Annotated in this window: 19 protein-coding genes; 11 read left to right on the top strand and 8 right to left on the bottom strand. The window is 45.9% G+C overall.

Annotated elements, in window-relative coordinates; genetic code table 11:
• Positions 1–63: 63 nt before the first annotated feature.
• Genes AC1XUF_RS18940 through AC1XUF_RS18925 form a run of 4 tightly spaced genes read right to left on the bottom strand, consistent with a single transcriptional unit; the run spans position 64 to position 4812 of the window.
• Positions 64–1197 (bottom strand): DegT/DnrJ/EryC1/StrS family aminotransferase, encoded by a 1134-nt coding sequence (locus AC1XUF_RS18940; protein ID WP_483343389.1) that lies wholly within the window; start codon positions 1195–1197, stop codon positions 64–66.
• The gene (locus AC1XUF_RS18935) at positions 1194–1799 is read right to left on the bottom strand and encodes an acetyltransferase (protein WP_483343388.1); all 606 of its coding nucleotides are present in this window, start codon (positions 1797–1799) and stop codon (positions 1194–1196) included. The genes AC1XUF_RS18940 and AC1XUF_RS18935 overlap by 4 nt, the downstream gene beginning before the upstream one ends.
• The gene (locus AC1XUF_RS18930; RefSeq protein WP_483343387.1) at positions 1796–2389 is read right to left on the bottom strand and encodes a sugar transferase; all 594 of its coding nucleotides are present in this window, start codon (positions 2387–2389) and stop codon (positions 1796–1798) included. Before AC1XUF_RS18930 ends, AC1XUF_RS18935 begins: the two co-directional genes overlap by 4 nt.
• Positions 2390–2403: 14 nt before the next feature.
• Positions 2404–4812, bottom strand: a complete 2409-nt coding sequence (locus AC1XUF_RS18925; protein ID WP_483343386.1) for an alpha-ketoacid dehydrogenase subunit alpha/beta — start codon at positions 4810–4812, stop codon at positions 2404–2406.
• A gap of 206 nt (positions 4813–5018) precedes the next feature.
• Here AC1XUF_RS18925 and AC1XUF_RS18920 point away from each other — a divergent pair, with 206 nt between their 5' ends.
• Complete coding sequence (locus AC1XUF_RS18920) at positions 5019–5417, top strand: DUF1573 domain-containing protein (protein WP_483343385.1); 399 nt, start codon at positions 5019–5021, stop codon at positions 5415–5417.
• A gap of 52 nt (positions 5418–5469) precedes the next feature.
• On the opposite strand, the gene AC1XUF_RS18915 is transcribed toward AC1XUF_RS18920, so the two are convergent.
• Positions 5470–8376: a putative LPS assembly protein LptD gene (locus AC1XUF_RS18915; protein ID WP_483343384.1), complete on the bottom strand. Its 2907-nt coding sequence runs from the start codon at positions 8374–8376 to the stop codon at positions 5470–5472.
• Positions 8377–8449: 73 nt separating this feature from the next.
• Here AC1XUF_RS18915 and AC1XUF_RS18910 point away from each other — a divergent pair, with 73 nt between their 5' ends.
• From AC1XUF_RS18910 to AC1XUF_RS18895, 4 genes are all read left to right on the top strand, one after another.
• Positions 8450–9247, top strand: a complete 798-nt coding sequence (locus AC1XUF_RS18910) for an N-acetylmuramoyl-L-alanine amidase family protein (protein WP_483343383.1) — start codon at positions 8450–8452, stop codon at positions 9245–9247.
• A gap of 27 nt (positions 9248–9274) precedes the next feature.
• Positions 9275–10240, top strand: a complete 966-nt coding sequence (locus AC1XUF_RS18905) for an MlaD family protein (protein ID WP_483343382.1) — start codon at positions 9275–9277, stop codon at positions 10238–10240.
• A gap of 108 nt (positions 10241–10348) precedes the next feature.
• The gene (locus AC1XUF_RS18900; protein WP_483343381.1) at positions 10349–11962 is read left to right on the top strand and encodes an acyl-CoA carboxylase subunit beta; all 1614 of its coding nucleotides are present in this window, start codon (positions 10349–10351) and stop codon (positions 11960–11962) included.
• A gap of 21 nt (positions 11963–11983) precedes the next feature.
• Complete coding sequence (locus tag AC1XUF_RS18895) at positions 11984–12862, top strand: NAD(P)-dependent oxidoreductase (protein ID WP_483343380.1); 879 nt, start codon at positions 11984–11986, stop codon at positions 12860–12862.
• 35 nt (positions 12863–12897) lie between these two features.
• Here the strand turns inward: AC1XUF_RS18895 and AC1XUF_RS18890 are convergent, their stop codons facing one another.
• Entirely contained in the window at positions 12898–13185 is a 288-nt protein-coding gene (locus AC1XUF_RS18890) for a hypothetical protein (protein ID WP_483343379.1), read from the bottom strand.
• A gap of 98 nt (positions 13186–13283) precedes the next feature.
• Between AC1XUF_RS18890 and AC1XUF_RS18885 the strand changes: the two genes are divergently transcribed.
• Genes AC1XUF_RS18885 through AC1XUF_RS18875 form a run of 3 tightly spaced genes read left to right on the top strand, consistent with a single transcriptional unit; the run spans position 13284 to position 15828 of the window.
• Entirely contained in the window at positions 13284–15221 is a 1938-nt protein-coding gene (locus AC1XUF_RS18885; RefSeq protein ID WP_483343378.1) for an SGNH/GDSL hydrolase family protein, read from the top strand.
• The gene (locus tag AC1XUF_RS18880; protein ID WP_483343377.1) at positions 15218–15532 is read left to right on the top strand and encodes a DUF4160 domain-containing protein; all 315 of its coding nucleotides are present in this window, start codon (positions 15218–15220) and stop codon (positions 15530–15532) included. The genes AC1XUF_RS18885 and AC1XUF_RS18880 overlap by 4 nt, the downstream gene beginning before the upstream one ends.
• Positions 15529–15828, top strand: coding sequence for a hypothetical protein (locus AC1XUF_RS18875; protein ID WP_483343376.1), 300 nt, complete (start codon positions 15529–15531; stop codon positions 15826–15828). The genes AC1XUF_RS18880 and AC1XUF_RS18875 overlap by 4 nt, the downstream gene beginning before the upstream one ends.
• Before the next feature lies 1 nt (position 15829).
• Here AC1XUF_RS18875 and AC1XUF_RS18870 read toward each other — a convergent pair whose 3' ends face one another.
• Positions 15830–16741 (bottom strand): 2-oxoadipate dioxygenase/decarboxylase family protein, encoded by a 912-nt coding sequence (locus tag AC1XUF_RS18870; protein ID WP_483343375.1) that lies wholly within the window; start codon positions 16739–16741, stop codon positions 15830–15832.
• Positions 16742–16961: 220 nt separating this feature from the next.
• Here AC1XUF_RS18870 and AC1XUF_RS18865 point away from each other — a divergent pair, with 220 nt between their 5' ends.
• The 3 genes from AC1XUF_RS18865 (at position 16962) to AC1XUF_RS18855 (ending at position 23060) form a co-directional block, all read left to right on the top strand.
• Positions 16962–19283, top strand: coding sequence for a PSD1 and planctomycete cytochrome C domain-containing protein (locus AC1XUF_RS18865; RefSeq protein WP_483343374.1), 2322 nt, complete (start codon positions 16962–16964; stop codon positions 19281–19283).
• A gap of 136 nt (positions 19284–19419) precedes the next feature.
• A complete protein-coding gene (locus AC1XUF_RS18860) occupies positions 19420–20877 on the top strand; it encodes a DUF1501 domain-containing protein (protein ID WP_483343373.1) in 1458 nt (485 codons plus the stop codon).
• Positions 20877–23060, top strand: coding sequence for a chitobiase/beta-hexosaminidase C-terminal domain-containing protein (locus AC1XUF_RS18855; protein WP_483343372.1), 2184 nt, complete (start codon positions 20877–20879; stop codon positions 23058–23060). Before AC1XUF_RS18860 ends, AC1XUF_RS18855 begins: the two co-directional genes overlap by 1 nt.
• Here AC1XUF_RS18855 and proC read toward each other — a convergent pair whose 3' ends face one another.
• Entirely contained in the window at positions 23061–23864 is an 804-nt protein-coding gene (proC, locus tag AC1XUF_RS18850; RefSeq protein ID WP_483343371.1) for a pyrroline-5-carboxylate reductase, read from the bottom strand.
• Positions 23865–24041 lie beyond the last annotated feature (177 nt).

Here is a 24041-nt window from a genome sequence, read left to right as displayed (position 1 = left end):
AGGGTGTAAGTTAGATATAGAAAATGATAAGAATCGCCAGCAATGATTAGCCAGCGGTTCTTATCATTTTTTGCTATGTAATAGGATGATAATCTGGCATATACGGAAGATGGTCTCTTCATCCAATTCTGAGCCCGAAGGGAGGCAAATGCCATTTTCGTAGAGTGTCTGGGCGACATTTTCTCCGAAATACGGCGCCTTTGAAAAAACCGGTTGCAGGTGCATTGGCTTCCACAGCGGCCTGCTTTCAATATTTTGTTGCAGTAGTTTTGATCTCAACATTCCCGGTCTAATTCCTGAAAGTTCGCTCTGAAAGGTTATCGTAGTCAGCCACCTGTTGGAGATAGCCTCCAAGGGCTCTTGTTGAAAGCGGATGTAATCGATTTCGGTCAAATACTGCCGATACAGGTTAAAATTCACGCGGCGTTTTGCAATTCTTGATTCCAATACTTCCATTTGACCTCGTCCAATTGCTGCGCAGACGTTGCTTATACGATAATTATAGCCTACTTCAGTGTGTTCAAAATGTGCTACTGGCTCTCGTGCCTGTGTTGCCAGATAGCGTGCTTTTTCTGCTAATTTTCGATCGGCGGAAAGAAGAGCGCCACCTGCTGACGTTGTAATGATTTTATTGCCATTAAACGAAAATATTCCCAGGCTACCAAAAGTGCCAAGTTTTTGCCCGTGGTACTCCGAGCCCAGTGCTTCTGCGGCATCTTCGATCAATGTAAGGTCGTATTTTCTGCATATTGACAATAGTTCATCGAGTTTGCACGGCATACCGTATAAGTGTACACAAATAACGGCTTTGGGTTTTTTCCCAATCCTGATGTAATGCTTTACTGCCGTTTCAAATGCATCTGGGCAAATGTTCCATGTTTCAGGCTCACTGTCAATAAAAACCGGAGTTGCATTTAAATACAATATTGGGTTAGCGCTGGCGGCAAATGTAAGCGACTGACAAATTACGATATCCCCACTTTCTACACCCGAAACAATCAAAGCCAGGTGCAAGGCTGCTGTACCGGATGAAAGTGCAACGATATGACTACTTCCGGTATACAGACTTAGATCCTTTTCGAACGCTTCGATGTGAGGGCCGGCTGGCGCAATCCAGTTGCTATCAAATGCTTCTTCGATATACTTTATCTCTTGACCTCCCATATGTGGAGGAGAAAGCCAGATTTTTGATTTCATAGTGTGCTTGATAATGATATGATTCTTCCCGGGTTGCCATAAATTAATGCTCCGTCGGGAATGTGCGTTGTAACAATAGTTCCCGCGCCAATGGTACAGTTTTTCCCAATTCTTTTGTTCGAAAGAACAGTACTGCCCGCACCGATAAGCGTGTTTTCGCCAATGGAGACGGTTCCGCAAATGATAACACCAGGTGCCAGGTGAACAAAGTCCCCAATTTCGCAATCATGTTCAACAATAGCGCCGGTGTTTACGATTACATGGGCACCGATTTTAGAAGCGGCTTGGACAACCGCGTTATGCATCACTGCAATTCCATGGCTCATAACCACATCTGGTGCAATTAAAGCAGAGGGATGAATCGCGTTTCCGTATCGATGCGTTATTTGGCCGCTCAGGGTACGGCGGGTTTCATTGTTTCCGATTGCTATGATTATAGGTTCGTCATGAAAGAGCCGATTGGAATATGTACCTGCTACCGGAAAACCTGACAGGTCCTTTTTCTGAAAATCATCATCAAAAACTGCCCTAACTTGTTTGCCCGATGCATTCAGGATGTTGAAGATCACTTTTGCGTGTCCCCCTGCCCCGTAGATGATCATATGTGCGATTTGATTTGAAATTTTTCGACAGTGCAGGTGTTTGAGTTGTTAATACCTTCTTGTAACAAGACTTTTTTAAATGTCAATATCAAAATTTTGAGATCGACTTTAAATGACTGATTTTCGACATACCATACATCATAAGAGAATTTCTCTTCCCATGTTAGCAAGTTCCTCCCACGCACCTGGGCAAGTCCGGTAAGACCAGGAAGTACGGAATGTCGAAGACGTTGTTGGGAACTATACAATGGAAGGTACTCAGCCAAAAGCGGCCGCGGTCCGACCAGGCTCATGTCGCCACGCAATACATTGTAAAGCTGGGGAAGTTCATCTAATGAAGTCTTCCTAAGGAAATTCCCGATGGCAGATTCCACGGAACCTTTGGAGCCGACAAGTTGCCCGTGCATAGAGCGAAACTTGAACAAGGTAAAAATCTTTTCGTATTTACCCGGCCTCCGTTGAAGAAAAAAAGGCTTTCTGAAATGAAGCCAGAGGATAGTAGTGATACAAATAAAAAGCGGTGACAGGACTACTAATCCAGTTCCCGCCAGAATGATGTCAAAAATTCTTTTTCCTGACTTCTGATACATGAAAATCAATTACGTTAAAACAGCTCCGGATAATGGTCGGGCTCTGCTTCACGCATGATTTGATAAACAGTTTCAAAAATATCGTCCATATTAGGTTTTGAGAAATAATCACCGTCTGACCCATAAGGAGGGCGATGATCCTTTGCAGATATGGTCGCTGGCGCTGAATCAAGCCAACGATAAGCATTCTGCTTTTCTATAACCTGTTGCATCATATAACCAGATGCACTTCCAGGCAAGTCTTCATCTGCGAATACGACCCGGTTGGTTTTTTTTATGGACTCCACGATACTGCTGTTAACATCAAATGGTAAAAGTGTCTGTACATCGATCACCTCGACATCAATACCCACACCTTTTAATTGTGAAGCGGCCTCCATTACAATACGGCACATGGAGCCATAGGTAACAACAGTAATATCATTTCCTTCACGAATTATTTCCGGAACGCCCAATGGGACGCATATTTCGCCGATATTGTTAGGCAGAATTTCTTTTTGGCGGTAAGAATTAAGTGGTTCAATGATCAATCCCGGGTCGTCGCCTTTCATCAGGGTATTGTAAAAACCTGCCGCCTGAGTGAAGTTTCGGGGTACAATGACATGAATACCGCGAAGGCTGCTTAGCATCGTGCCCATCGGAGAACCAGAGTGCCAGATTCCCTCCAGCCTGTGACCTCTTGTACGCACAATAACCGGGGCTTTTTGCCCACCGGCAGTTCGGTATCTTAAAGACGCAAGGTCGTCGGTAAGGGTAGCTAATGCGTAGTAGATATAGTCGAAGTATTGGATTTCGACGATCGGGCGCAGCCCTCTCATTGCCAGCCCGATCCCCTGACCAATGATTGTTGTTTCACGAATTCCTGTATCAGTGATCCTTAATTCACCGTATTTTTCCTGCAGACCCGCAAATCCTTGATTTACATCGCCGATCATTCCAATGTCTTCACCCAATGCGACAACTTTTGCGTCTCTTTCAAAAAGTGCATTGAAGTACGAACGAATAATTTCCCTTCCGTCTACCGTAGGACTATCCTCAGAAAATTCAGGATCAACGGCTTCTACCAGCATGGGAGACTCAGATGTGTCGCTATAAAGATGCGTATTGAAACGTGCCGCATTTTCTGTCAAATGAGTGCGCAGGAATGCCTTGAGAGTATCTTTGAGAGGATTTTCTTCTTTTGCGATGATTCGCAACGCCTTGCGTACGCTGGCAATCATATCCCTCCGGACTGGCAGGTATGTCTTGGAAAGTTCGAGGACTACGTTGCTCAAATCGCTTGCAAAGCTGCTGTCGCGTCCTGTTTCCTGAATGATCTGGATCGTTTCCAAATATTCCCTGTCCAATTCTTTTCGATAAGCTTGCCAGGCCGCATTTCTTGCCTGTGCCGCTTTTTCCTTCGATTCTGATTCTATTTGTTCCAGGTCTTCGTCTGTCGCATACCCGTTTTTGAGTATCCAATCACGAAACCTTAGGTTGCAATCGTGCTCGATTTCCCAGTTAAGCCGCTGTTTCGACTTATATCGTTCGTGCGAACCTGAGGTGGAATGGCCTTGCGGTTGTGTAAGTTCAGTCACATGGATTACTACTGGTACCTGCTCTTCACGGCATATGTTGGCAGCTTTTTGATAAGCCTCTATCAATGCCGGATAATCCCAACCATTTACGGAAATGATTTCTATACCAAGCTCATCCTCATTTCGTTGTAGGCCAGCAAGTGCTTTTGAGATACTCCCTTTTGTAGTTTGGTATTCAATTGGGACCGAAATGCCGTAGCCGTCATCCCATATCGATGTGAGCAATGGAATCTGCAGAACTCCGGAAGCATTCATTGCCTCCCAAAACATTCCTTGAGACGTGGAAGCATCACCAATCGTCGCAAAAACGATCTCCTTTCCCTGATGGGAAAAGGTGGTCATACCATGTAATTCTTTATTTTTCTTGAATAATTTAGAAGCGTACGCCAATCCGACGGCCCTGGGTATCTGACCTGCTGTGGAAGAAATATCACATACAGAGTTGTATAATTTCGTCTGGTCAAGCCATTTTCCGTCTTCATCCAGCCACCTTGTAGAAAAGTGACCATTCATGGAGCGGCCCCCCGTGCTGGGTTCATGCGCCAAATCGGCGTGGGCATACATCTGAGCGAAGAACTCCTGCCAGGTGAGATTTCCTACTGCAGCTTCTATGGTCTGGTCCCGGTAGTACCCTGAACGGAAATCCCCTGGTTTAAAAGCCTTCGCAAGCGCGATTTGAGCGACTTCTTTACCATCTCCAAAAATGCCAAACTTAGATCGACCGCCCATGGTATCCTTTCTTCCCAGTAAACTTACCTGACGACTTTCGCACGCTAAGCGGTAGTCATTGATAATATTTTCTTTAGTCAGAACATGGGAACCGGTCAAACTATCATTTTGAAGCATAAGCAAGGAACAGGATTGAATCCGTAGTTAAATTACATTTTTTTGAATGCACACCAAAATTACGCCGGAAAATAATAAACGCCTTCCTTGTGCGTATAACTTTTAAGTCTTCTGTTAATATTGGTTAACGATTATTATTTTTCTTATTAAAACATTAATCTTGTTTGCTAATTATTTTTTTCACCACTTAATGTCTAGTCATAGTTATGAAAGTATTTTTTTCAGCGCTGGTTCTTCTGGTAGGCCTTACTACCATGAGTTTTGCTCAAAAAGGTGTTTTGAAATTCAAAGAGGAAACACACAAATTCGGTAAGGTACCACAAGGAACTCCTGTTACGCATGAATTTACGTTCGTTAACACAGGTACCGACCCTGTTGTTCTTTCTAATGTTACCGTATCTTGCGGATGTACAACTCCGGTTTGGTCAAAGGATCCCGTATTGCCAGGCAAAACAGGTACTGTAAAGGCTACTTTTAATGCAGCGGCGTCTGGTCCGTTCAACAAGCCGGTGACTGTTTTCAGTAACACAGAGGGAGGGTCTATTACCTTGTACCTGAACGGGGAGGTAGTTCCAAAAGCTGCCACAAAACCCTCATCAAAGTAATTTTGCCAGGATATTGGCAGGCCGGTCCGGAAGGGTCGGCCTTTTTTATTGGCTAGTAGGCCGATCTGTCGTAGAAAGAACGGCGGCGGGTCACTTTCAGATCCTGCAATATCGCAGATTTTACCTTCAGCGTGAAGTTATAGTTACTTACCCGGGAGGCGGCACCGGCGAACGGCGTCCAGCTGAAATTCATCTCCCAGCAATGCAGGTCGCGATAAAGGGTTAGGGTCGTAATGGTGGGCGAAAATGCGGTAAAGTCAAAACCCGTATTTACGCTTATCTTGAAGTTCTTCGATAAACTCAGATCGCCGGTCGCCTGCACCGCCTGAATAAGCGTTGCTTTCGAAAGGCCAGGTTTAGTCAGGCCAAAGTTATAGTTCAAAGACAGGTTCCAGGGAATATTGAAATCCACATAAAGCTCTGGGTTTTGCGCTATAAATTCCTTTTGCTCCGCTGTGGCAGCTGAATTACTGGCGGTGTTGGGGTTGTTGGGCTGTGTTTTGTTTTTATCCGAGCTTTTGGGCGAAAAACTGGTGCCGAGCGTGAACCCTAAACTTTGCAGGTTGGCTAATCCTTGCCCCTGTGTGATCGCATATTTATTCACCTTCGTGCCTACCTGGCTGGTCAAAATCCTGGGATTCGCCTCGTAAGCATAGGGGTCCAGGTTCATATTAAAGTTCAGGTTCAGATTCTTGCCGATGCGCGCATTGGCGTTAATGGTAATGTTAGAGAGATTAAGCGAGTCCGCTAGCAAATTGTAGCTTCCACCCAAGCTTAGGTTGTCAAGCAACGACACTTTCTCGAATTGTGCGGCTGCGGTATCACTTTTGGATTTCAGCTTCATTTCGAAAGAGTTATTCAAACTGAACGAAACAACGCTGGAAGCCATCCCATTGCTTACGCCGCTGCCTATCCCTCGGAACCTCGAGAGAGAATATTGTTTCAGTTCTCCCTGGCGATTATATACATTGATCTTTTGATAAAATCCAAAAGCGTCTCCAGTAAAATCAGGAGTGTAAGTAAATGACAATGAAGGGATAACGGTGTGCCGAATGGCTTCCAGCCGCCTTCCCCGTACAAAGAAGGTCCCATAGAAACGGGTGTTCATGCCCGCCCCAAAATTGTAAGAATATTCAGTACCGGCTTGTTTCAAGGTGTCTATCGTCACCTTATTGTTTTCACCCACCCTGTAATTGTATTGTTTTGTGAAAACCTCGCCTTGCAGGGAGATGCTGGGCGTGATGTTCACAAAGCGCAACACCTTAAAGTTGGGTAGCGAGATAGGCAAGCTGTAACGGCCTGTAAACTGTGCATCACGCAACATCTCCGGCAGGTTTCCGATGTTGAATGGGACAACTTTGGTTGTGTTTAGGCGGGTGGTATCAATCTTATTGTCTATTTCGAATCCCAGGCGACTATACGAGGTGTCAATGGCCGTCAATGAGTTAGTCAATGTATAGTTTCCGCTGAAGTCAAGACCCAGCCGGAAGCTTTCATACCACCGACCTCTTCCTCCTTTCAAAGCAAAAGGGGCTATCTGATTTACGCCAAAACTAAAATCAGAGGATACATTAGTCTTTCCGCCCTTTCTTTTATTTCCGTCGTTCGGATCTGCCTGCCCAAAGTTTTGGTTAACCCGTAAACTGGCAGCCGCACGCATGTATTGTCCAAATGTCCGATTGTACTGAACAGACGAACTGGCGACATTGGAAATATACTTTTGAGTATCGAATGCCTGAAACTGGTTGTAACTATTACTACTGACATTAACGTTTGCAGAGAATTGAGAATTACCTCTTGGTTTTGGTGCATGTGACCATACCACACTGAAATCATTGGTTACCCCGCGTCCCAAAAGCCTGTCAACCTCGTCACTTGATTTGTTCTTATTAAATCTCAATGCAAGGTTTCCACTGTATTGGTAGCGCTTGATGTAGGTCGATGCCACGCCCAATCCCCAGCTCCCGGTGGAATAAATCTGGCCGGTTACAGTGGCATTGATGTACTCGCTGATCGCAAAGTAGTAGCCTCCTTCCCGAAGGTAAAATCCGCGTCCGTTCGGTTCTTCTCCGTAAGTCGGGAAGATAATACCACTGGTGCCGCTTTCTTTCTTTTTTGGAAAAGGGAAAAAACCAAAAGGCAATGCAATAGGCAGCGGAACATCGCTGATCACCAAATTGAATGGACCAGAAATCACCTGCTTTTTATTGACCATCTTAATCTTTGGCGCATTGATGAAATAGTGAGGGTGTGTAAGATTACATGTGGTGTAAATGGAGTGCCGGATATAAAAATTGCCTTCCGCGTCTTTCTTTACTTTCTCCCCACGGATATTGCCGTCGCCTTCCTGAGTTACAATACCATGAATGAGCGCCTTTTGAGATTTGAAATTATACCTGATCTCTTTGGTATTGTAGGTTTCGGGGCCATCTTTAAAAATCGGCTCGCCTACCATTTTCTTTGCCGTGGAATCATAAGTCCCAATGGCGTACACTTCATTTGTGACCCAATTTAGCCTGATGTAGTTGGCTTTGAGATTGATTGTTCCGTAAGTAACATCCGCATTGCCATACAAATGCACCTGTTTGAGGACGGCATCCATGATCGTGGAGTCTTCGGCGGTGTATTGCACTGTATTTTGCAGGTCGTCCGGATTGGAAAGTGTATCCGTAGCAGTCGAGTCGGCCGTTAAGTTTTTGTTAATGAGAGAGGTATCGCCTTTTGACAAGGCTGCATTAGACGTACCCGGCTTACCGGTACCTGAAGTGTCTGTACCGGTTTGTTGATTCGCTTTAAGAAGAGCATCCGCTGATTGTTTGTCAGAAGTTGAGACTTTCTGCTTACTCTGATTTTTCCCGGACCCCTTGGAGCGCTGTTGCACACAAGCTAAAGTGCTGAACAGGAGAAACGCCACAACTACAGACGATATAATAATCGCCTTTCTTTTCAGTTCTAACAAATAGAGTATTTTTGCATACGAATTCAAAATTAGCAGAGAAACCTCTAACGAGTTACGCCCCAATTAAAAAATAATGTTAAAAGTTCTTAAATTAGTAATTGTAGCCAGTTTTCTGCTCGCAAGTCTCTCTTTTGTATTCCGCCAAGAACCGGACAACCATAGATCCCCCAGTAAAGTAAATACCGTTGTTATTGATGCAGGCCATGGTGGCAAAGACCCCGGGACAAGGGGCAGCAGCACCAAGGAAAAAGATGTTGCCCTGAAAGTGGCACTCGAATTGGGCCGCAGGATCAAAGAGGAAACTCCCGAAGTCAAAGTATTGTTCACCCGGTCAACCGATGTTTTTATCGAATTGGGGGAACGCTCTGCTTTTGCTAACCGGAATAACGCGGATCTGTTTATTTCTATTCATTGTAATGCAACACCAAGGTCCAGGTCGGTCAGGGGTACGGAAACGTATGTGATGGGTTTACACAAGACAGAGGGAAACCTGGAAGTAGCGAAGAGGGAGAACTCGGTTATCCTACAGGAAACCAATTACAAGCAAAAGTATAAAGGCTTTGATCCGAATTCTCCGCTTGCACATATTATGCTGGCCAACTATCAGAGCGCTTTTATTTCAAGTAGTCTACGTCTGGCTGACCAGATTGAGAAGAAATTCCAATCAGTATCCGACCGCGAAAGCAGGGGAGTGAAGCAGGCGGGGTTCCTGGTATTGTGGCGGTGCGCTATGCCCGCTGTTTTGATCGAAACGGGCTTTTTGTCTTCACCCGACGAAGAGGAATACTTAAGTTCAGAAGATGGCCAGAAGGAGGTCGCGGAGTCCATCCATCAGGCTTTTATGGCCTATAAAAAAGATATGGACCGGTAAATGAGTGAATTCAATTAATTTTAGTCCATGAAATTATCAAGAGAAGCAAAGGTTGGGATCATGGCGTTATTTGCTTTGGTCATGCTGTATTTCGGCTTTCATATCCTCAAAGGCTCCGACGTTTTTTCCAGAACCTATCAATATTATGTGGTTTACGACAATATCGATGGTTTGACAGCCTCCAATCCTGTATTGCTCAACGGCTTAAATGTAGGAAGGGTGCAGGAAATCAAATTATTGCAAAGCCGTGGAAACCATCTCCTTGTTTCTATCGATGTTCAGAAAGGAGTTGTGTTGCCAAAAGGTACGGCAGCTGTTCTCGCCGACGGCGGACTTCTGGGAGGGAAAGTGATCCATTTGGCAATAGGTACCGGGCCCGCATTGCAGGATGGTGATACCCTTTTGCCCAAAAAGGAATCAGGTATTTCGGCAGTCTTGCAAGAACAGGCATTACCTTTGGTTACCCACGCCGATTCGCTCATTAAAAATTTGAACCAGGTTGTAGCTGGTTTTCAGGAAACCGGGTTGATACTGAATCAGGTACTAAAAAATTACAATCAGACAGGCAGCAATCTGCAGGGACTACTTAACGAAAACCGGGCAAATCTGCTGGCGATGACTTCCAATCTGAACAAGTTATCGACCTCATTGGTAGAAACCGAAAAGGAATTGAAACCGCTTCTTGCAAAAACAGGCACATTAGCAGATTCGTTGAGTGCATTAAGATTAGGTGAAACCATGCATAATGCAAATCGTACCATCGGAGAATTGCATACCCTTCTCGCAAGTGTAGAATCGGGCAAGGGAACCGCCGGAAAACTGATTAAAGATGAAACACTTTATACCAATATCGACCGTACAATCGTCAGTCTCAATAAGCTGCTGACCAATCTTCGGGAGCATCCGAAACGGTACATTAATATTTCTGTTTTCGGGAAGAAAGACAAAGGTCCGGCTGAATCGCCGCTTGATACCACCACAAAAATCAAATAGGCGGGTTCGATCATGATCACCTCAAATTAAAATTCAAGTCGTTTGCTTACCGGTGAACGACTTTTTATTTTTGGTGATAACACTGTCACATCTTCATCGCAAAAATCAATGACCAGCCAACAAAGCCTTCCAGAACTATTAACTACGCTTCACGCCAGATACGAGCAGGTAAAGCTGGGAGGAGGTGCAAAGAAAATAGCAGCACAGCATCAAAAAGGAAAGTTGACAGCGAGGGAGAGAATAGATTATCTCATTGACCCGAATTCCTATTTTCTGGAAATTGGCGCTTTTGCAGGTAACGGAATGTATGAAGAGGAGGGGGGGTGCCCTTCGGGTGGAGTGGTAGCCGGGATCGGATATGTGGCTGGGAGGCAATGCATGATTGTCGCCAACGATGCTACTGTGAAGGCAGGGGCGTGGTTTCCGATCGCTGCAAAGAAGAACCTTAGAGCACAGGAAATTGCCATGGAGAACCGTTTGCCGGTTATTTATCTGGTCGACAGTGCGGGTGTTTATCTGCCAAGGCAAGCAGAGGTGTTTGCGGATAAAGAGCATTTTGGACGTATTTTCAGGAATAATGCACAGATGTCCGCGATGGGTATAATTCAGATCGCAGCGATCATGGGCAGTTGTGTTGCAGGGGGGGCATATCTTCCGATTATGTCCGATGAAGCTTTCATTGTGGAGGGGACGGGTTCATTATTTCTGGCAGGGCCTTTTTTAGTCAAATCGTCAGTGGGCGAGGACGTAGATGCTGAGTCGTTGGGCGGAGCGACCATGCATTGCGAGATTTCCGGAGTTACCGACAACAAATTTCCGGATGACAAGTCATGCCTGGACGCGATAAGAAGGCATGTCGATAAAATCGGGAAACCCAAATCAGCAGGTTACGACCGTAAAATTCCGCTAACCCCCAATCGGGATGCGGAAGAAATATACACCCTTTTGCCCGTGGACAGGCTGAAACCATACGATGTCTTGCCGATTTTGGAATGCATTGTGGACGGTTCTGAGCTCGACCAATACAAACCCGATTACGGTAAAACTTTGATTTGCGTCTATGCACGTGTGGACGGCTGGGCAGTGGGCATTGTCGCCAACCAACGTAAAATGGTTAAATCGGGGAAAGGGGAAATGCAAATGGGCGGCGTGATCTATGGCGAATCAGCGGATAAGGCAGCCCGTTTTATCATGAATTGCAATCAAAAGAAGATCCCGCTCTTATTCTTCCATGATGTGACCGGTTTCATGGTAGGAAGCCGGGCGGAGCAGAGCGGTATTACCAAAGATGGTGCAAAGATGGTCAATGCAGTAGCAAATTCGATTGTTCCCAAATTCACTTTTATCATCGGTAACTCGTATGGCGCGGGCAACTACGCCATGTGTGGGAAAGCTTACGACCCGAGACTGATATTTTCCTGGCCAACAGCTCAGATGGCCGTCATGAGTGGCGCGACGGCGGCTAAAACACTTCTGCAGGTGCAAACCGCAACATTAAAAGCAAAAGGTGAAACGTTAACCGAAGAGGCGGAGAACGATTTGCTTAAACAAATCACTGACCGATATAATCGGGAATTGTCGCCTTACTATGCAGCGGCACGGTTATGGGTGGACGGAATTATAGATCCGGCAGAAACGAGAAGGATAATTTCAGCAGGTATCGAAGCTGCCGATCAGGCGCCCATTGAAAAACAGTTCAATGTGGGCATTTTACAAGTTTAACATCAACTTAAATATTGAAGTATGTCTGAAGAAATAGCATTTCTGGGCCTGGGAAACCTGGGCATGCCTATCGCCGAAAGTCTGATCAATTCAGGATATGAATTAACAGTTTGGAACAGAACGTCTTCCAAAGCCGGGCCACTTGCCAAACTTGGTGCAAAAGTGGTGGAAGAACCCATGGATGCCATTGCTCCGGGCGGTATTGTAATATCTGTTCTTGCAGATGACGCAGTATTGGAGGAGGTTTTCTCAATGGAACTGGTTGAAAAATTGGGAAAAGGAGGCATTCATATTTCAATGAGTACCATATCTCCTGAAACTGCCCGGCAATTGAGCAAAATTCACGATTGGTACGAGGCGTCTTATGTAGGCGCACCGATTTTTGCGCGGCCCGAAGCGGTGAAGGCAGGAGTAGGGAATATTGCAATATCAGGCAAATCAGAGGCTAAGGAAATTGCCAAACCTATCCTTCAAACTTTTGTCAAAGGGATTTGGGATTTTGGGGAAGACGTGGGAGCAGCCAATGTAGTAAAACTGGCGGGGAATTTCATGATCGCGGCTAGCCTGGAAATGATGGGAGAAGCATTTACAATGGCAGAGAAAAATGGTATCTCCCGCCAAAGTATTTACGAAATGCTTACCCAGACACTTTTTGCCGCTCCGATCTTTCAGAATTACGGGAAGTTGGTGGCGCAACAATCTTATGATCATGTTGCTTTCCGCCTTCCATTGGGGTTAAAGGATATCAATCTGACTTTGCAGACCGCTTCAGACGCAAATGTACCTATGCCACTGGCGGATCTGATTCGTAACCGTTTTATATCGGCGATTGCAAAAGAGAGGGATAACCTGGATTGGGCGGCGCTCGCGATGGGAGCTTCTGATGACGCAGGGCTGTAATAACAAAACGGGGAGCGCAGCTCCCCGTTTTGTTATTACGCTTCTCTTAGCTCCATCAACATCTCATCAGTAATATTATTTTTCGATTTAAAGTCGGATACGGTTTCAGTGAAAGAATTTTGGAGGTCCTCCACTTGCTGCAGATTTTTATAAACCCCATCATATATTTCATTCAGCGATTTATCCAAACCCTGCACATTTACGTTCATATTCTCAGTTTCGATCTGACCAATTTTCTTGATCACCGCAGTCTCGCTGTTCTTCAAATCTTCTATTTCACGGAGAATTTTCTCCATAGTCTTAAACTTTTCGATCTTATCCATGAGTCTGTATTAGATTGTTTAATCCTTAAACGTTCAAATATCATACCACCGGGCAGGTAACTATCGGTAAATTCAAAGGTTTTGCTCCTTTAAAAACTATGAAAAAGATACTTTTTAAAGGCTTTACCGCCATCCTCCTTTACGTTACAAATGTCGCTGCTTTCGCCCAGATTGAAGAAAAAACGTCTTCCTGGAAAGGTTTTGATAAAGTAGAATTCAAATTTGAGAACCGCGACGCATGGTACGTAAAACCCCATCAGGCCATAGCCGGCAACCCGTGGGTCTGGCGGGCACATTTCCCCACATGGCACACAGAAATGGACAGTATCCTGCTTAGCAGAGGCTTCCATATTGTTTATGTCAATACCAATGATATGTTCGCGCATCCCAGGGCCATGCAGGTTTGGGACGATTTTTATGATTACCTGGTCAAGCAAAAGCAATTTGCCCCCAAAGTGGCATTGGAAGGGGTAAGCCGTGGGGGATTGTATGTGTATGGGTGGGCCAAGAGAAACCCGGATAAGGTAAGCTGCATTTATGCCGAAGCGCCGGTTTGTGATCCTAAGAGCTGGCCTGGAGCGAAAGGAAAAGGTTTGGGATCGGAAAAGGATTGGCAGGCCTGGAAAGATCTATTCAAGCTTTCAGAGGAAGAAGCACTCCAATTCAAGGATATTCCTTTAAATGATCTTGCCGGTTTGGCGTCTTTCAAAGTCCCGATCCTGCATGTGATAGGCTTGCAGGACAAATATGCGCCAAATGCCGAAAACAGTGATTTATTGGTAAAAAACTATTTGCAGCTCGGGGGCCCGATCAGCGTTTACCCGATGACACGCGGAGAGCAAACATTGGAAGGGCACCATTTCCCGATCGAACATCCGGAAATACTCGCCGATTTTATCATGTCTAACAGCGTACCGGTATCGAAGCCATTGTCGCACGAGCCTTACATAGAAGCCAATAGAGGATTGGGTAATGCCTTTGAGAAATTCAGAACTACCAAAAAAGGTACGGTTGCATTTTTGGGAGGATCAATCACTCATAATACCGGCTGGCGCAATAAGACGACACAGTACCTCCAGGAGCATTTTCCGGATACGGAATTTACGTTCATTGCAGCAGGTATCCCTTCATTAGGAAGTACGCCTCATGCATTCAGGTTTAGCCGTGATGTATTGCAAAAAGGCACGCCCGATCTGCTTTTTGTAGAAGCTGCAGTTAATGACCGTGGAAATGGATTTAGTGAAAAAGCCCAGATACGCGGTCTGGAAGGTATTGTTAGACAGATGTATCTCAAAAATCCCAATGCAAATGTCGTTTTGATGGCCTTCGCGGAGCCGCATAAAAATACCGATTACGATCATGGTAAAGAGCCTGTTGAGGTGGCCGTACACCAAAGGATTGCGAAATATTACGGAGCTGCATACATTAATCTCGCCAGGGAAGTTTATGACAGGATCAAAGCGGGTGAATTCAATTGGAAATATGATTTTAAAGACTTGCATCCTTCTCCATATGGTCAGGAGGTTTATTTTCAGACGATCAAGGAGCTGCTGAAAAAGGAGTCGGAGCCGACGAAGGAAATAAGGCTTCCCGCTCCAATCGATAAGTTTTCTTACGAAAAGGCCAGCTATCATGCGCTTGGAGAAGCTAAAAACCTGAAAGACTTTACATTGGTAAATGATTGGAAACCTGCGGACAAAGTTTCTACGCGGGATGGTTTCGTAAATGTTCCAATGCTCGTCGGAGAAAAAGCGGGAGCCTCTTTTGACCTGGAATTTAAAGGCCGTGGCGTGGGGATTGCAATCATTTCAGGACCGGACGCGGGAATATTAACCTGTACAATCGACGGCAAAAAACCGCAAAAGCTCGACTTATTCACCCAATGGAGCAACCAACTGCATCTGCCCTGGTACCTGATGCTCGGAGACGAATTAAGCTCCGGAAAACATCAATTGCATTTGACTATTGATCCAGGCAAAAATGAAAAGAGCATTGGGAACGCCTGCCGGATTGTTTACTTTTTGGTGAATGAATGATTAATCTGGATATTTATACATTGTACTCACACACGTATCACATAAACCAATGCCGGAAATTTCACGTTTTTGGAATTACGATCTATATGTATTTCAAAGATCATTTGCCACCCCATTTTCATGCTTTCTATGGAGATCTGGAAGCTCAGTTTTCCATAGAAACCGGAAATATGATCATTGGAGATTTGCCAAGAAAGCAAATACGTTTGATCCAGGCTTGGGTGGAGATATATCGTGAGGAGTTATTTCTGAATTATAGAGAAGCTCAAAGCGACAATGGGCAACTAAGAAAAATAAGACCATTGCAATGAATCCCAGAATCAAAGAAATATTATCAGTCGACCCTTTTACGATCAAAGCTCTTTGGAGCGATGACAAAGTAAGAGCGATAAATTTTGGGGGATTTTTGAGGGAGTATTTTGGCAAGAAGGAAAGTCTGTTTTACAAAATATTGCAACCAGAAACTTTTGTTAATGCTAAAACAGACGGCAAAACCATTTATTGGGATAACATCACAAAAATGGAGGATTACAATGGAGAGCTGATCGACGCTCCCCTCGATTTTGATCCGGACATGTTGTTTGATCAGTCAGAGTTAATTCCCTGAATCACTTCAAAGTCTGCGTCGTGTAAGTGCTCTCAAAAATCTTATCCGCATTACCAGCCTCAAAACCGTCGCGACGATGTTTTCTTTTAATTTCGTTCAGAGGCAGGTCTTGAAATTCCGGTAGTATCCTTCTTTCTGCAAACTCAACATAGGAACCCGAAATTGTAAGATGTGCTCCGTCGGCGAACTCGGCATGGATCATTTCTGCGACGGTCGCACTTTGCAATAAGCCGCCATCCGGGCTGATCTTTATTTTGCCTCCGGAAGTATTCAGCTTAATTCCATTTTTTTCCAAAAATGCATTGAAAGTTGCGACAGAATTGTAACCATCCGGCAGGTTATGCACGCTGATTGTAAAGTGATTAAGGTAATATCTGTTATAAATCACCCAGGCGGCGTATTCGCTTTCAGTTAAAAGCGCCTGATAATCGGGAGCAGAGGGCGTGCGCCAAAGCGGACGGTGCAGGAAAGCATCTACTTCCAGACCATTGTCCAGGTCAAGGGAATCGACCGGATCACTGGTTACTTCATTGGTATAACTCCGAATAATTTGCTGGCTCTCCTCTGAAAGATCTCCCACTCTCAATTCGCTCACAAATATCCTTGGATCTGTTTCCCTCGGGGGACTGTACCACCAGGCATCCAGCTTTTTACCTTCAAAAAAATAATGGTCACGCTTTTCATAGCCGTAATACTGAAATATTTTCTCAAAAGACTTAACGCCCAGTTGCGGCACTCCCATCGTCCGGAATGCGATATGGTCATTTTCAATGTCGCTTGCGCTTTGGACGATCCCTTCGCGGACCATAGCGTTCAGGATAATGCCTACATCCGGTACCCTTTCTTTGTAGCGACGCATCAATCCGTCCAATACCATGTCCAGTGTCGCTAGTTTATCTGACGATGTGCTCATATTCAGGCAATTAAAAAGGTAAATATTAAATTAGTTAGCCGATGGATAGAAACGACCTTTTTTCATGCTTTAATGACCGTAATTAAACGATTTGTAAGATCTGGCGTGATCTCGTTTTTATTTAGTATTTCAAAAATAGGAAGGCTGAACCAAATTATTGCTGCGTTAATTTGTTATAATAATTGTGAGGAAAAATATAAGTAACCGAAGTTATTTCAAAATGAGAAAACAGCTTCTCGTTTCAGCAGGCATTTTGTTCGTCATGGCGATCATGGTGGTGTCTTGTTTCCAGAAGAATAGTGCGTCGAAGCGAAATTCTTCCAATGAGACAATCAGCTACAATTTCAATGTAAGGCCCATTCTCTCCGATAAGTGTTTTGCGTGTCACGGACCCGATGCAAAAAAGCGCGAGGCAGGCCTCCGTCTGGATATGGCTGAAAGCGCCTATGCGAAACTGAAAGATGGAAAAGGCGTAGCGATTTTTCCAGGCGATCCCGCAAAGTCAGAGTTATACAAAAGAATTACCTCCGTCGATCCGGAATACCAAATGCCCACTCCTGAATCTCATTTAGGTCTTTTGAATGAAAATGAAATTTCCACCATCAAAAAGTGGATCGAACAGGGAGGGAAGTATGAAAAACACTGGGCGTTTATCGCGCCGGCAAAGCCAGCGTTACCTGAAATTGAAAAAGAGGATTGGCCTAAAAACGAGATCGATTATTTTGTGCTGGCCAAAATGGATGTACAAGGGTTGGCTCCTAATGAAGAAGCCGACAAGAGTCATTTGCTGAAAAGGGTATCCCTCGATCTCACCGGCCTGCCGCCATCAATTGAAATGCAGAACAAATTTGAGGCCGATCGGAGCGATAAAGCATATGAAAAGATTGTCGACGAGCTGCTGAATCAGAAGGCTTACGGCGAAAAAATGGCTGTTTACTGGCTTGATGTCGCCCGGTATGCCGATTCGTATGGTTATCAGGACGACGAGATCCGGACCCAGTGGCCGTGGCGGGATTGGCTGATCAACGCTTTTAACAAAAACCTTCCCTACGATCAGTTTCTGACCTGGCAGATTGCCGGGGATATGCTGCCCGACGCAAGTAAAGAGCAAATCCTGGCGACCGCGTTTTTTCGAAATCATAAATACACCGAAGAAGGCGGCGTGATCCCGGAAGAATACCGCATTGAGTACAATATTGATAAGACAAAGACTTATGGGATGGGCATATTGGGCCTTTCTGTGGAGTGCGCCCAATGCCACGATCACAAGTACGACCCGGTTTCGCAGGAAGATTATTACCGGCTTTTCGCCTTCTTCAACAACTCCAGAGAGGTAGGCTACGAGGGAGATGTGTCACAATCGAAACCTGCCAAGAACCCGATCATGACGATTAATGATGAAGAAGCCAAAACCTTGCTGAAATTCATCAACAGGCCGGATACCAGCCGTCTGATGGTTTCTGTCCTCGGTGACCTGGATACTTTGCGCCCGACACATATCTTGAACCGGGGCGTTTACGATGCCCCCGGGAGGGTCGTTACCGCATCTGCGCTTCCCGCGGTCATGAAATTCGATACGACCAAGCTTCCCAAGAATCGCTTGGGACTTGCCAAATGGACCGTGGACAAGCGAAATCCGCTCACAGCAAGGGTTTTTGTGAACCAGGTATGGCAGGAATTCTTCGGGAGGGGTATTGTAAAGAGTACCGGGGACTTTGGTATGCAAGGAGAATTGCCAACAAACCCGGCTCTATTGGACTGGCTTGCGGTTGACTTCATGGATAACGGCTGGAACATCAAACGTTTGGTAAAACAGATCGTTACATCCGCTACTTACCGCCAGTCTGCCAAAATCACCGATGACAAACTGAAGGCAGATCCTGATAATGTTTATCTGTCACGCGGCCCGAGGTATCGGCTTTCGGCTGAATTCGTGAGGGATCTGGTTTTATCGAGCAGCGGGTTGCTGGTTACGAAAATTGGGGGGCCAAGTGTGAAGCCTTACCAGCCCAAAGGCCTTTGGGAAGCCGCGACTTCCGGCCGGGGCCAGCTTGCCAAATACCGCCAGGACAGGGGAGAGGCGCTCTACCGGCGAGGAATGTATACATTTATCAAGCTCACGGTGCCACCGCCCTCTATGATCATCTTCGACGCAAGTAACCGTGACCACTGCGAGGTAAAACGTTCCAAAACCAATACACCGCTGCAGGCATTAGTCATGCTCAACGATCCGACCGTACTCGAAGCATCCCGCGTTCTTGCTGAACGTCTGACATTGAAACCGACGGACGTAGGGGATAAAATTACAGAGTCTTTCCAGCGCATTGTGTGCCGGAAGCCGACGGATAAGGAATTGAAACTGCTCGTCGACTATTACAATGACGAAGTGGGTATTCTCTCGAAAAATAAAAAAGAAGCACATAAAGTACTGAACATAGGAGAGCATCCGCATGAGGAAAAAGTGCCCGAAGACCAGGCGGCGGCATTGATGCGGATCATCAGTACACTGTATAACATGGAGGAAACAATTGTAAAAAGCTAAACTATTGGCTGTTAACTAATAGCCAATAGATTTTGCGTCTTTGAATCCATGATGTTGAAATATGATAAAGACACTTTCACAGAAAGATATTTTATAATAAGCTAGCAGCCAGTCGCTGACATTTCAAAGTTTTCCCATGGAAAAACCGGTTTTTGATTACGGAATGAATACCACCCGCAGGCATTTTTTATCCAGGCTGAGTCTGGGTTTAGGTAGCGCTGCATTGGGATCGTTATTGATACCCGACATATTTAAAGGAGGCGGAGAGAACGCGATGGACGATATCGTTGCCGGATTACCGCATTTTGCGCCCAAAGCGAAACGGGTAATATACCTTTTTCAAAACGGTGCGCCATCGCAGCTGGATTTGTTTGATTACAAACCCATGCTCAACAAAATGCACGGGGAAGATTTGCCTGAATCTATCCGGGGAGGGCAAAGGCTGACTGGCATGACGGCCAATCAGGCCAAGTTCCCGCTCGCAGGATCGATCTTCAATTTCAAGCAGCATGGAAAATCCGGTGCCTGGATCAGCGAGACACTCCCGCATATTGCCGGCATTGCCGATGATCTTTGTTTTATCAAATCCCTTAATACAGAAGCGATTAACCACGACCCCGCGCTCACTTTCTTTCAAACGGGCGCGCAGGTGGGGAATCGTCCAAGTATGGGCGCGTGGCTGAGCTACGGGTTAGGAAGCGAAAACCAGAATCTCCCCGGCTTTTGCGTGCTGCTTTCAAGAGGAAAGGGCAATGGTCAGGGGGTTTATTCCAAATTATGGACCAATGGGTTTTTGGATTCCGTACATCAGGGCGTACAGTTTAGCAGCGGTGAAAATCCGGTGTTATATCTCAATGACCCGGAAGGGATGGACCGTCCGGAACGCCGGAAAATGTTGGATAAACTTTCGGAACTGAATCACAGCACATACAGTGAATTCGGAGATCCTGAAATCACCGCCAAAGTGCAGCAATATGAAATGGCGTTCCGGATGCAAACGGCTGTTCCCGAAATTACGGACATGAGCAAGGAGCCCGAGTCCATTGTGAAAATGTACGGCCCCGAATGCCTGGTCCCCGGTACTTATGCTGCCAATTGTCTTTTGGCAAGAAAGCTTTCGGAGCAGGGCGTGCGTTTTATCCAGCTTTATCATCAGGGGTGGGATAGTCATGGTGGGTTACCCAATGAGATCAAAGGCCAATGCCTGGATGTGGACCAGTCGTCGGCTGCGTTGGTTACCGATTTGAAACAAAGAGGCTTATTGGACGAGACGCTGGTGATCTGGGGCGGGGAATTTGGACGTACCAATTACTGCCAGGGAACACTCACCAAAGACAATTACGGCCGCGACCACCATCCGCGCGCATTCACGGTCTGGATGGCGGGCGGTGGGATCAAGCCCGGGATAGTGTATGGTGAGACGGACGATTTTGGATATAACATCGTGAAAGACCCTGTGCATGTGCACGATTTTCATGCGACAATACTTAACCAGCTTGGCCTGGATCACGAAAAATTAGTTTATAAACATCAGGGCCGCCGCTATCGTTTGACTGACGTGGCCGGAAAGCTGGTGAAAGGAATTATCGCTTAATGAAGTCAAAAACCAAACCCTCGTCAGATTTCCCCTTCGATTGGAAAAGGCTGATTTACAATCTGGCCTTCTTTTTAAATGGTTTACTGGTATTCCTGCTGCTTTTCGAAAACCGGCTGGTCGTCCCGCACTGGATGCAGGCTGTCGGGCGAATGCACCCGCTGGTGTTGCACTTTCCGCTGGTGGTTTTGCTCCTTTATTCGTTCTGGACCATTATTATCGAAAAACCAGATTCAACCCGTTGGAACGGCGACCTGGCGGATACGCTGTTGCTCATTGGAACATTTACAGCTGTTATCGCCGCTTTCTCGGGATTTATTCTTTCAAAGGAAGCGGGTTACGAATCGGGGACGCTTTTCTGGCATAAGTGGCTGGGTATTGCAGTTTCATTGACCAGTATCATCTGGTACAGCTTTATAAAATACATTCAGCCATGGACGCTGCCTGCGAAATTGATTGCAGTGGCTTCCGGCCTTTTACTTTTGATTGGTGGACACCTTGGGGGCAATCTGACACATGGCGAGGATTTTTTGATTTCTCCGTTGGCTGAGCCTCAGGCAGCGGATCGTAAGGTATCATTTGAAGAAGCAAAGGTCTACGCGGATCTGGTTGAGCCGGTGCTAGAACAGAAATGTTATTCCTGCCATAATGCCGAGAAATCAAAAGGCAACCTGCAAATGCAAACGCAGGCGTTATTGTCGAAAGGTGGAAAGAATGGCATATTATGGGACACTACCCAGGCCGATTTGGGGTTGATGCTACGCCGCATTCATTTGCCGCTGGATGACAAAAAGCATATGCCTCCGCGTGGAAAAGCCCAGCTGACGGACGAGGAAGTGGTTTTGCTGGCCGAATGGGTCAAAGCTGGAGCCAGCTTTGACCAGGAAGTTAACACGCTTTCTCCCCAAAATCCGGTTTACTCCTACGCACAAAACATTCTGGGAGGTGATCGCACCGAGGAAAAGTACGATTTCAGCGCGGCTGATCCGGAACAAGTGAAGCAACTCAATACCACTTATCGGCTTATTAGGCCTTACTCAGCCGAATCACCAGCACTTTTTGTGAATTTTTACAATAAAGCGGCGTTCAAAAGCAGCGATATCAATGATCTGTTGCCATTGAAAGGACAGCTGGTTTCCATGGACCTGAGCAAAATGCCGGTTAAGGATGAAGATCTGAAAACCATTTCCCAATTCGCCGAGCTAAGAAAATTGCTGCTCAATTTCACGGACGTCCAGGGAAATACCCTGGCGGAACTGAAGAAACTGTCCAAACTGCGGGAATTGTCATTGAGCGGCACAGCCGTAAAAATGGCCCAGGTGAAAGAACTGGAAACTATGCCAGGCCTGAAAAAGGTGTACGTATGGAGCACAGGCCTATCTGCCGATGAGCTGGCGCAACTCAAAAAGGTTAAGAACATAAGCTTTGAAGCGGGTTACCGGAGCGATACCGTGATACTTGCACTGAACCCGCCGATTATTGAAAACGAAGAACAGATCCTTTTGGGCAGCACGCCGGTCAGGATGAAGCACCAGATTCCGGGAACTGTGATCCGTTATACGCTGGACGGTTCAGAGCTGGACAGCTTGCATTCGCCGGTCTATTCGAAGCCTTTTTTAATTACCAAAAACACGAAAATAACGGCCAAAGCTTTCAAAAACGGCTGGTATGGAAGCAAAACGGTGGATAAGTTTTTCTTCAAATCCACTTACCACGTCGACAGCGTGCGTCTTTTAACCCAGCCTGATGTCAAGTACCGGGCGAAGGGCGGCGGTACTTTGGCGGACGGCATTAAAAGTGCGAGGGAATCCGGAAGCGGCAACTGGCTGGGTTATCGGGATGGTGATTTTCAGTCCTTTGTTTATTTCAAAAAACCTGTCAAAGCCAGCAGCGTGACTTTGAGCATGCTGCGAAATGTCGGAGGGTATATTTTTCCTCCAACTCGTATCGAGGTTTGGGGAGGAGGCGATGAAAAAACAATCAAGCTTTTGAAGGTGATCTCCCCGGAAATGCCGGTGAAGGAAACGCCTAATGTGGACGATCTCGCTTTTGAAGCAAACTTTGCGCCTCAGGAATTGAGCTGTATCAAACTGATTGCAAAACCTTTGGCAAAGTTACCGCCCTGGCATCCGGGAAAAGGAGAGAAGGCCTGGGTTTTTATCGACGAAATAATCGTGAATTAGCTATCCTTTGGACAATTCCGTGGATCTTATCTGAGCCGCGATAATTCCTCCTTTCAAAGTTTCGTCCAATTGCCCGGCCTCAAATTCCCTCAATGCCGCCTCGGTAGTCCCGCCTTTTGAAGCCACCGCCTTAATGAGGTCGTCCAATGATTTGTCGGCAGTATTAATCAAATGATAGGAGCCCAGCATGGTCTGCTTAACCAATAAAGCCGCAACAGATTCTTCAAAGCCCATTTGTTTGCCCGCTTCAATCATCGCTTTCACGACATAGAAGAAATAAGCAGGACCGCTCCCGCTCAACGCAGTTACTGCATTTAACTGATCTTCATCTTCCAAAAAAACCGACCTCCCGGTAGCATTGATCAGGTTTTCAATTTTCCTTAGCTGGTTGATATCCACTTCGGGCGAAGCAGAGTAAGCGGTAATTCCCATACCCAGCATGGCCGGCGTATTGGGCATCGCGCGGATTACCGCTTGATGATTGAGGGCATTCTGTATGATCTGAATGGTAATGCCGGCCATGATCGATAGCACAACCTGGCCAGGTTGCACAACCGCTTTCAATGCTTCGGCAACGGATATAAAATCCTGTGGTTTCACGGAAAGGATGATCAGGTCATATTCACCGATCTGCGGCCCGATGACACCGGTCAACACGCCGGGCTGAAAACTGGTGAGGGTTTCCATGCGGTCGGTACTTTTTTCTACTAGTAAGAAGTCTTCTTTTTTTACAAGGTCAAATTTCAGGAATGCCCGAGCGAAAGCCATTCCCATATTGCCGCAGCCGATGATTGCAATTTTCATTCTGAAAGAATTATCAAGGATTTAGGCGAATTACGTAACTTTTATAGAATAATCAGCCTGGTTGGCTCATTTACAGATTTTTCTTTTGGAATGAATTGGCAAACCGGTATGTTACGGACGATACGGGATTTTACGTGCACCTGGTGCCTAACAGAATTCTCAAATAGCCAATGAAAA

This window comes from Dyadobacter sp. HNCC25DJ185 (genome assembly GCF_056895195.1).
This window is presented reverse-complemented; position numbering and strand designations above follow the sequence as displayed.

Coding starts and splice junctions, on each gene's coding strand:
- AC1XUF_RS18865 (WP_483343374.1), top strand. CDS start 16,962: ATGAGAAAACAGCTTCTCGTTTCAGCAGGCATTTTGTTCGTCATGGCG.
- proC (WP_483343371.1), bottom strand. CDS start 23,864: ATGAAAATTGCAATCATCGGCTGCGGCAATATGGGAATGGCTTTCGCT.
- AC1XUF_RS18905 (WP_483343382.1), top strand. CDS start 9,275: ATGAAATTATCAAGAGAAGCAAAGGTTGGGATCATGGCGTTATTTGCT.
- AC1XUF_RS18910 (WP_483343383.1), top strand. CDS start 8,450: ATGTTAAAAGTTCTTAAATTAGTAATTGTAGCCAGTTTTCTGCTCGCA.
- AC1XUF_RS18890 (WP_483343379.1), bottom strand. CDS start 13,185: ATGGATAAGATCGAAAAGTTTAAGACTATGGAGAAAATTCTCCGTGAA.
- AC1XUF_RS18895 (WP_483343380.1), top strand. CDS start 11,984: ATGTCTGAAGAAATAGCATTTCTGGGCCTGGGAAACCTGGGCATGCCT.
- AC1XUF_RS18870 (WP_483343375.1), bottom strand. CDS start 16,741: ATGAGCACATCGTCAGATAAACTAGCGACACTGGACATGGTATTGGAC.
- AC1XUF_RS18930 (WP_483343387.1), bottom strand. CDS start 2,389: ATGTATCAGAAGTCAGGAAAAAGAATTTTTGACATCATTCTGGCGGGA.
- AC1XUF_RS18920 (WP_483343385.1), top strand. CDS start 5,019: ATGAAAGTATTTTTTTCAGCGCTGGTTCTTCTGGTAGGCCTTACTACC.
- AC1XUF_RS18900 (WP_483343381.1), top strand. CDS start 10,349: ATGACCAGCCAACAAAGCCTTCCAGAACTATTAACTACGCTTCACGCC.
- AC1XUF_RS18940 (WP_483343389.1), bottom strand. CDS start 1,197: ATGAAATCAAAAATCTGGCTTTCTCCTCCACATATGGGAGGTCAAGAG.
- AC1XUF_RS18925 (WP_483343386.1), bottom strand. CDS start 4,812: ATGCTTCAAAATGATAGTTTGACCGGTTCCCATGTTCTGACTAAAGAA.
- AC1XUF_RS18935 (WP_483343388.1), bottom strand. CDS start 1,799: ATGATCATCTACGGGGCAGGGGGACACGCAAAAGTGATCTTCAACATC.
- AC1XUF_RS18860 (WP_483343373.1), top strand. CDS start 19,420: ATGGAAAAACCGGTTTTTGATTACGGAATGAATACCACCCGCAGGCAT.
- AC1XUF_RS18875 (WP_483343376.1), top strand. CDS start 15,529: ATGAATCCCAGAATCAAAGAAATATTATCAGTCGACCCTTTTACGATC.
- AC1XUF_RS18855 (WP_483343372.1), top strand. CDS start 20,877: ATGAAGTCAAAAACCAAACCCTCGTCAGATTTCCCCTTCGATTGGAAA.
- AC1XUF_RS18885 (WP_483343378.1), top strand. CDS start 13,284: ATGAAAAAGATACTTTTTAAAGGCTTTACCGCCATCCTCCTTTACGTT.
- AC1XUF_RS18880 (WP_483343377.1), top strand. CDS start 15,218: ATGATTAATCTGGATATTTATACATTGTACTCACACACGTATCACATA.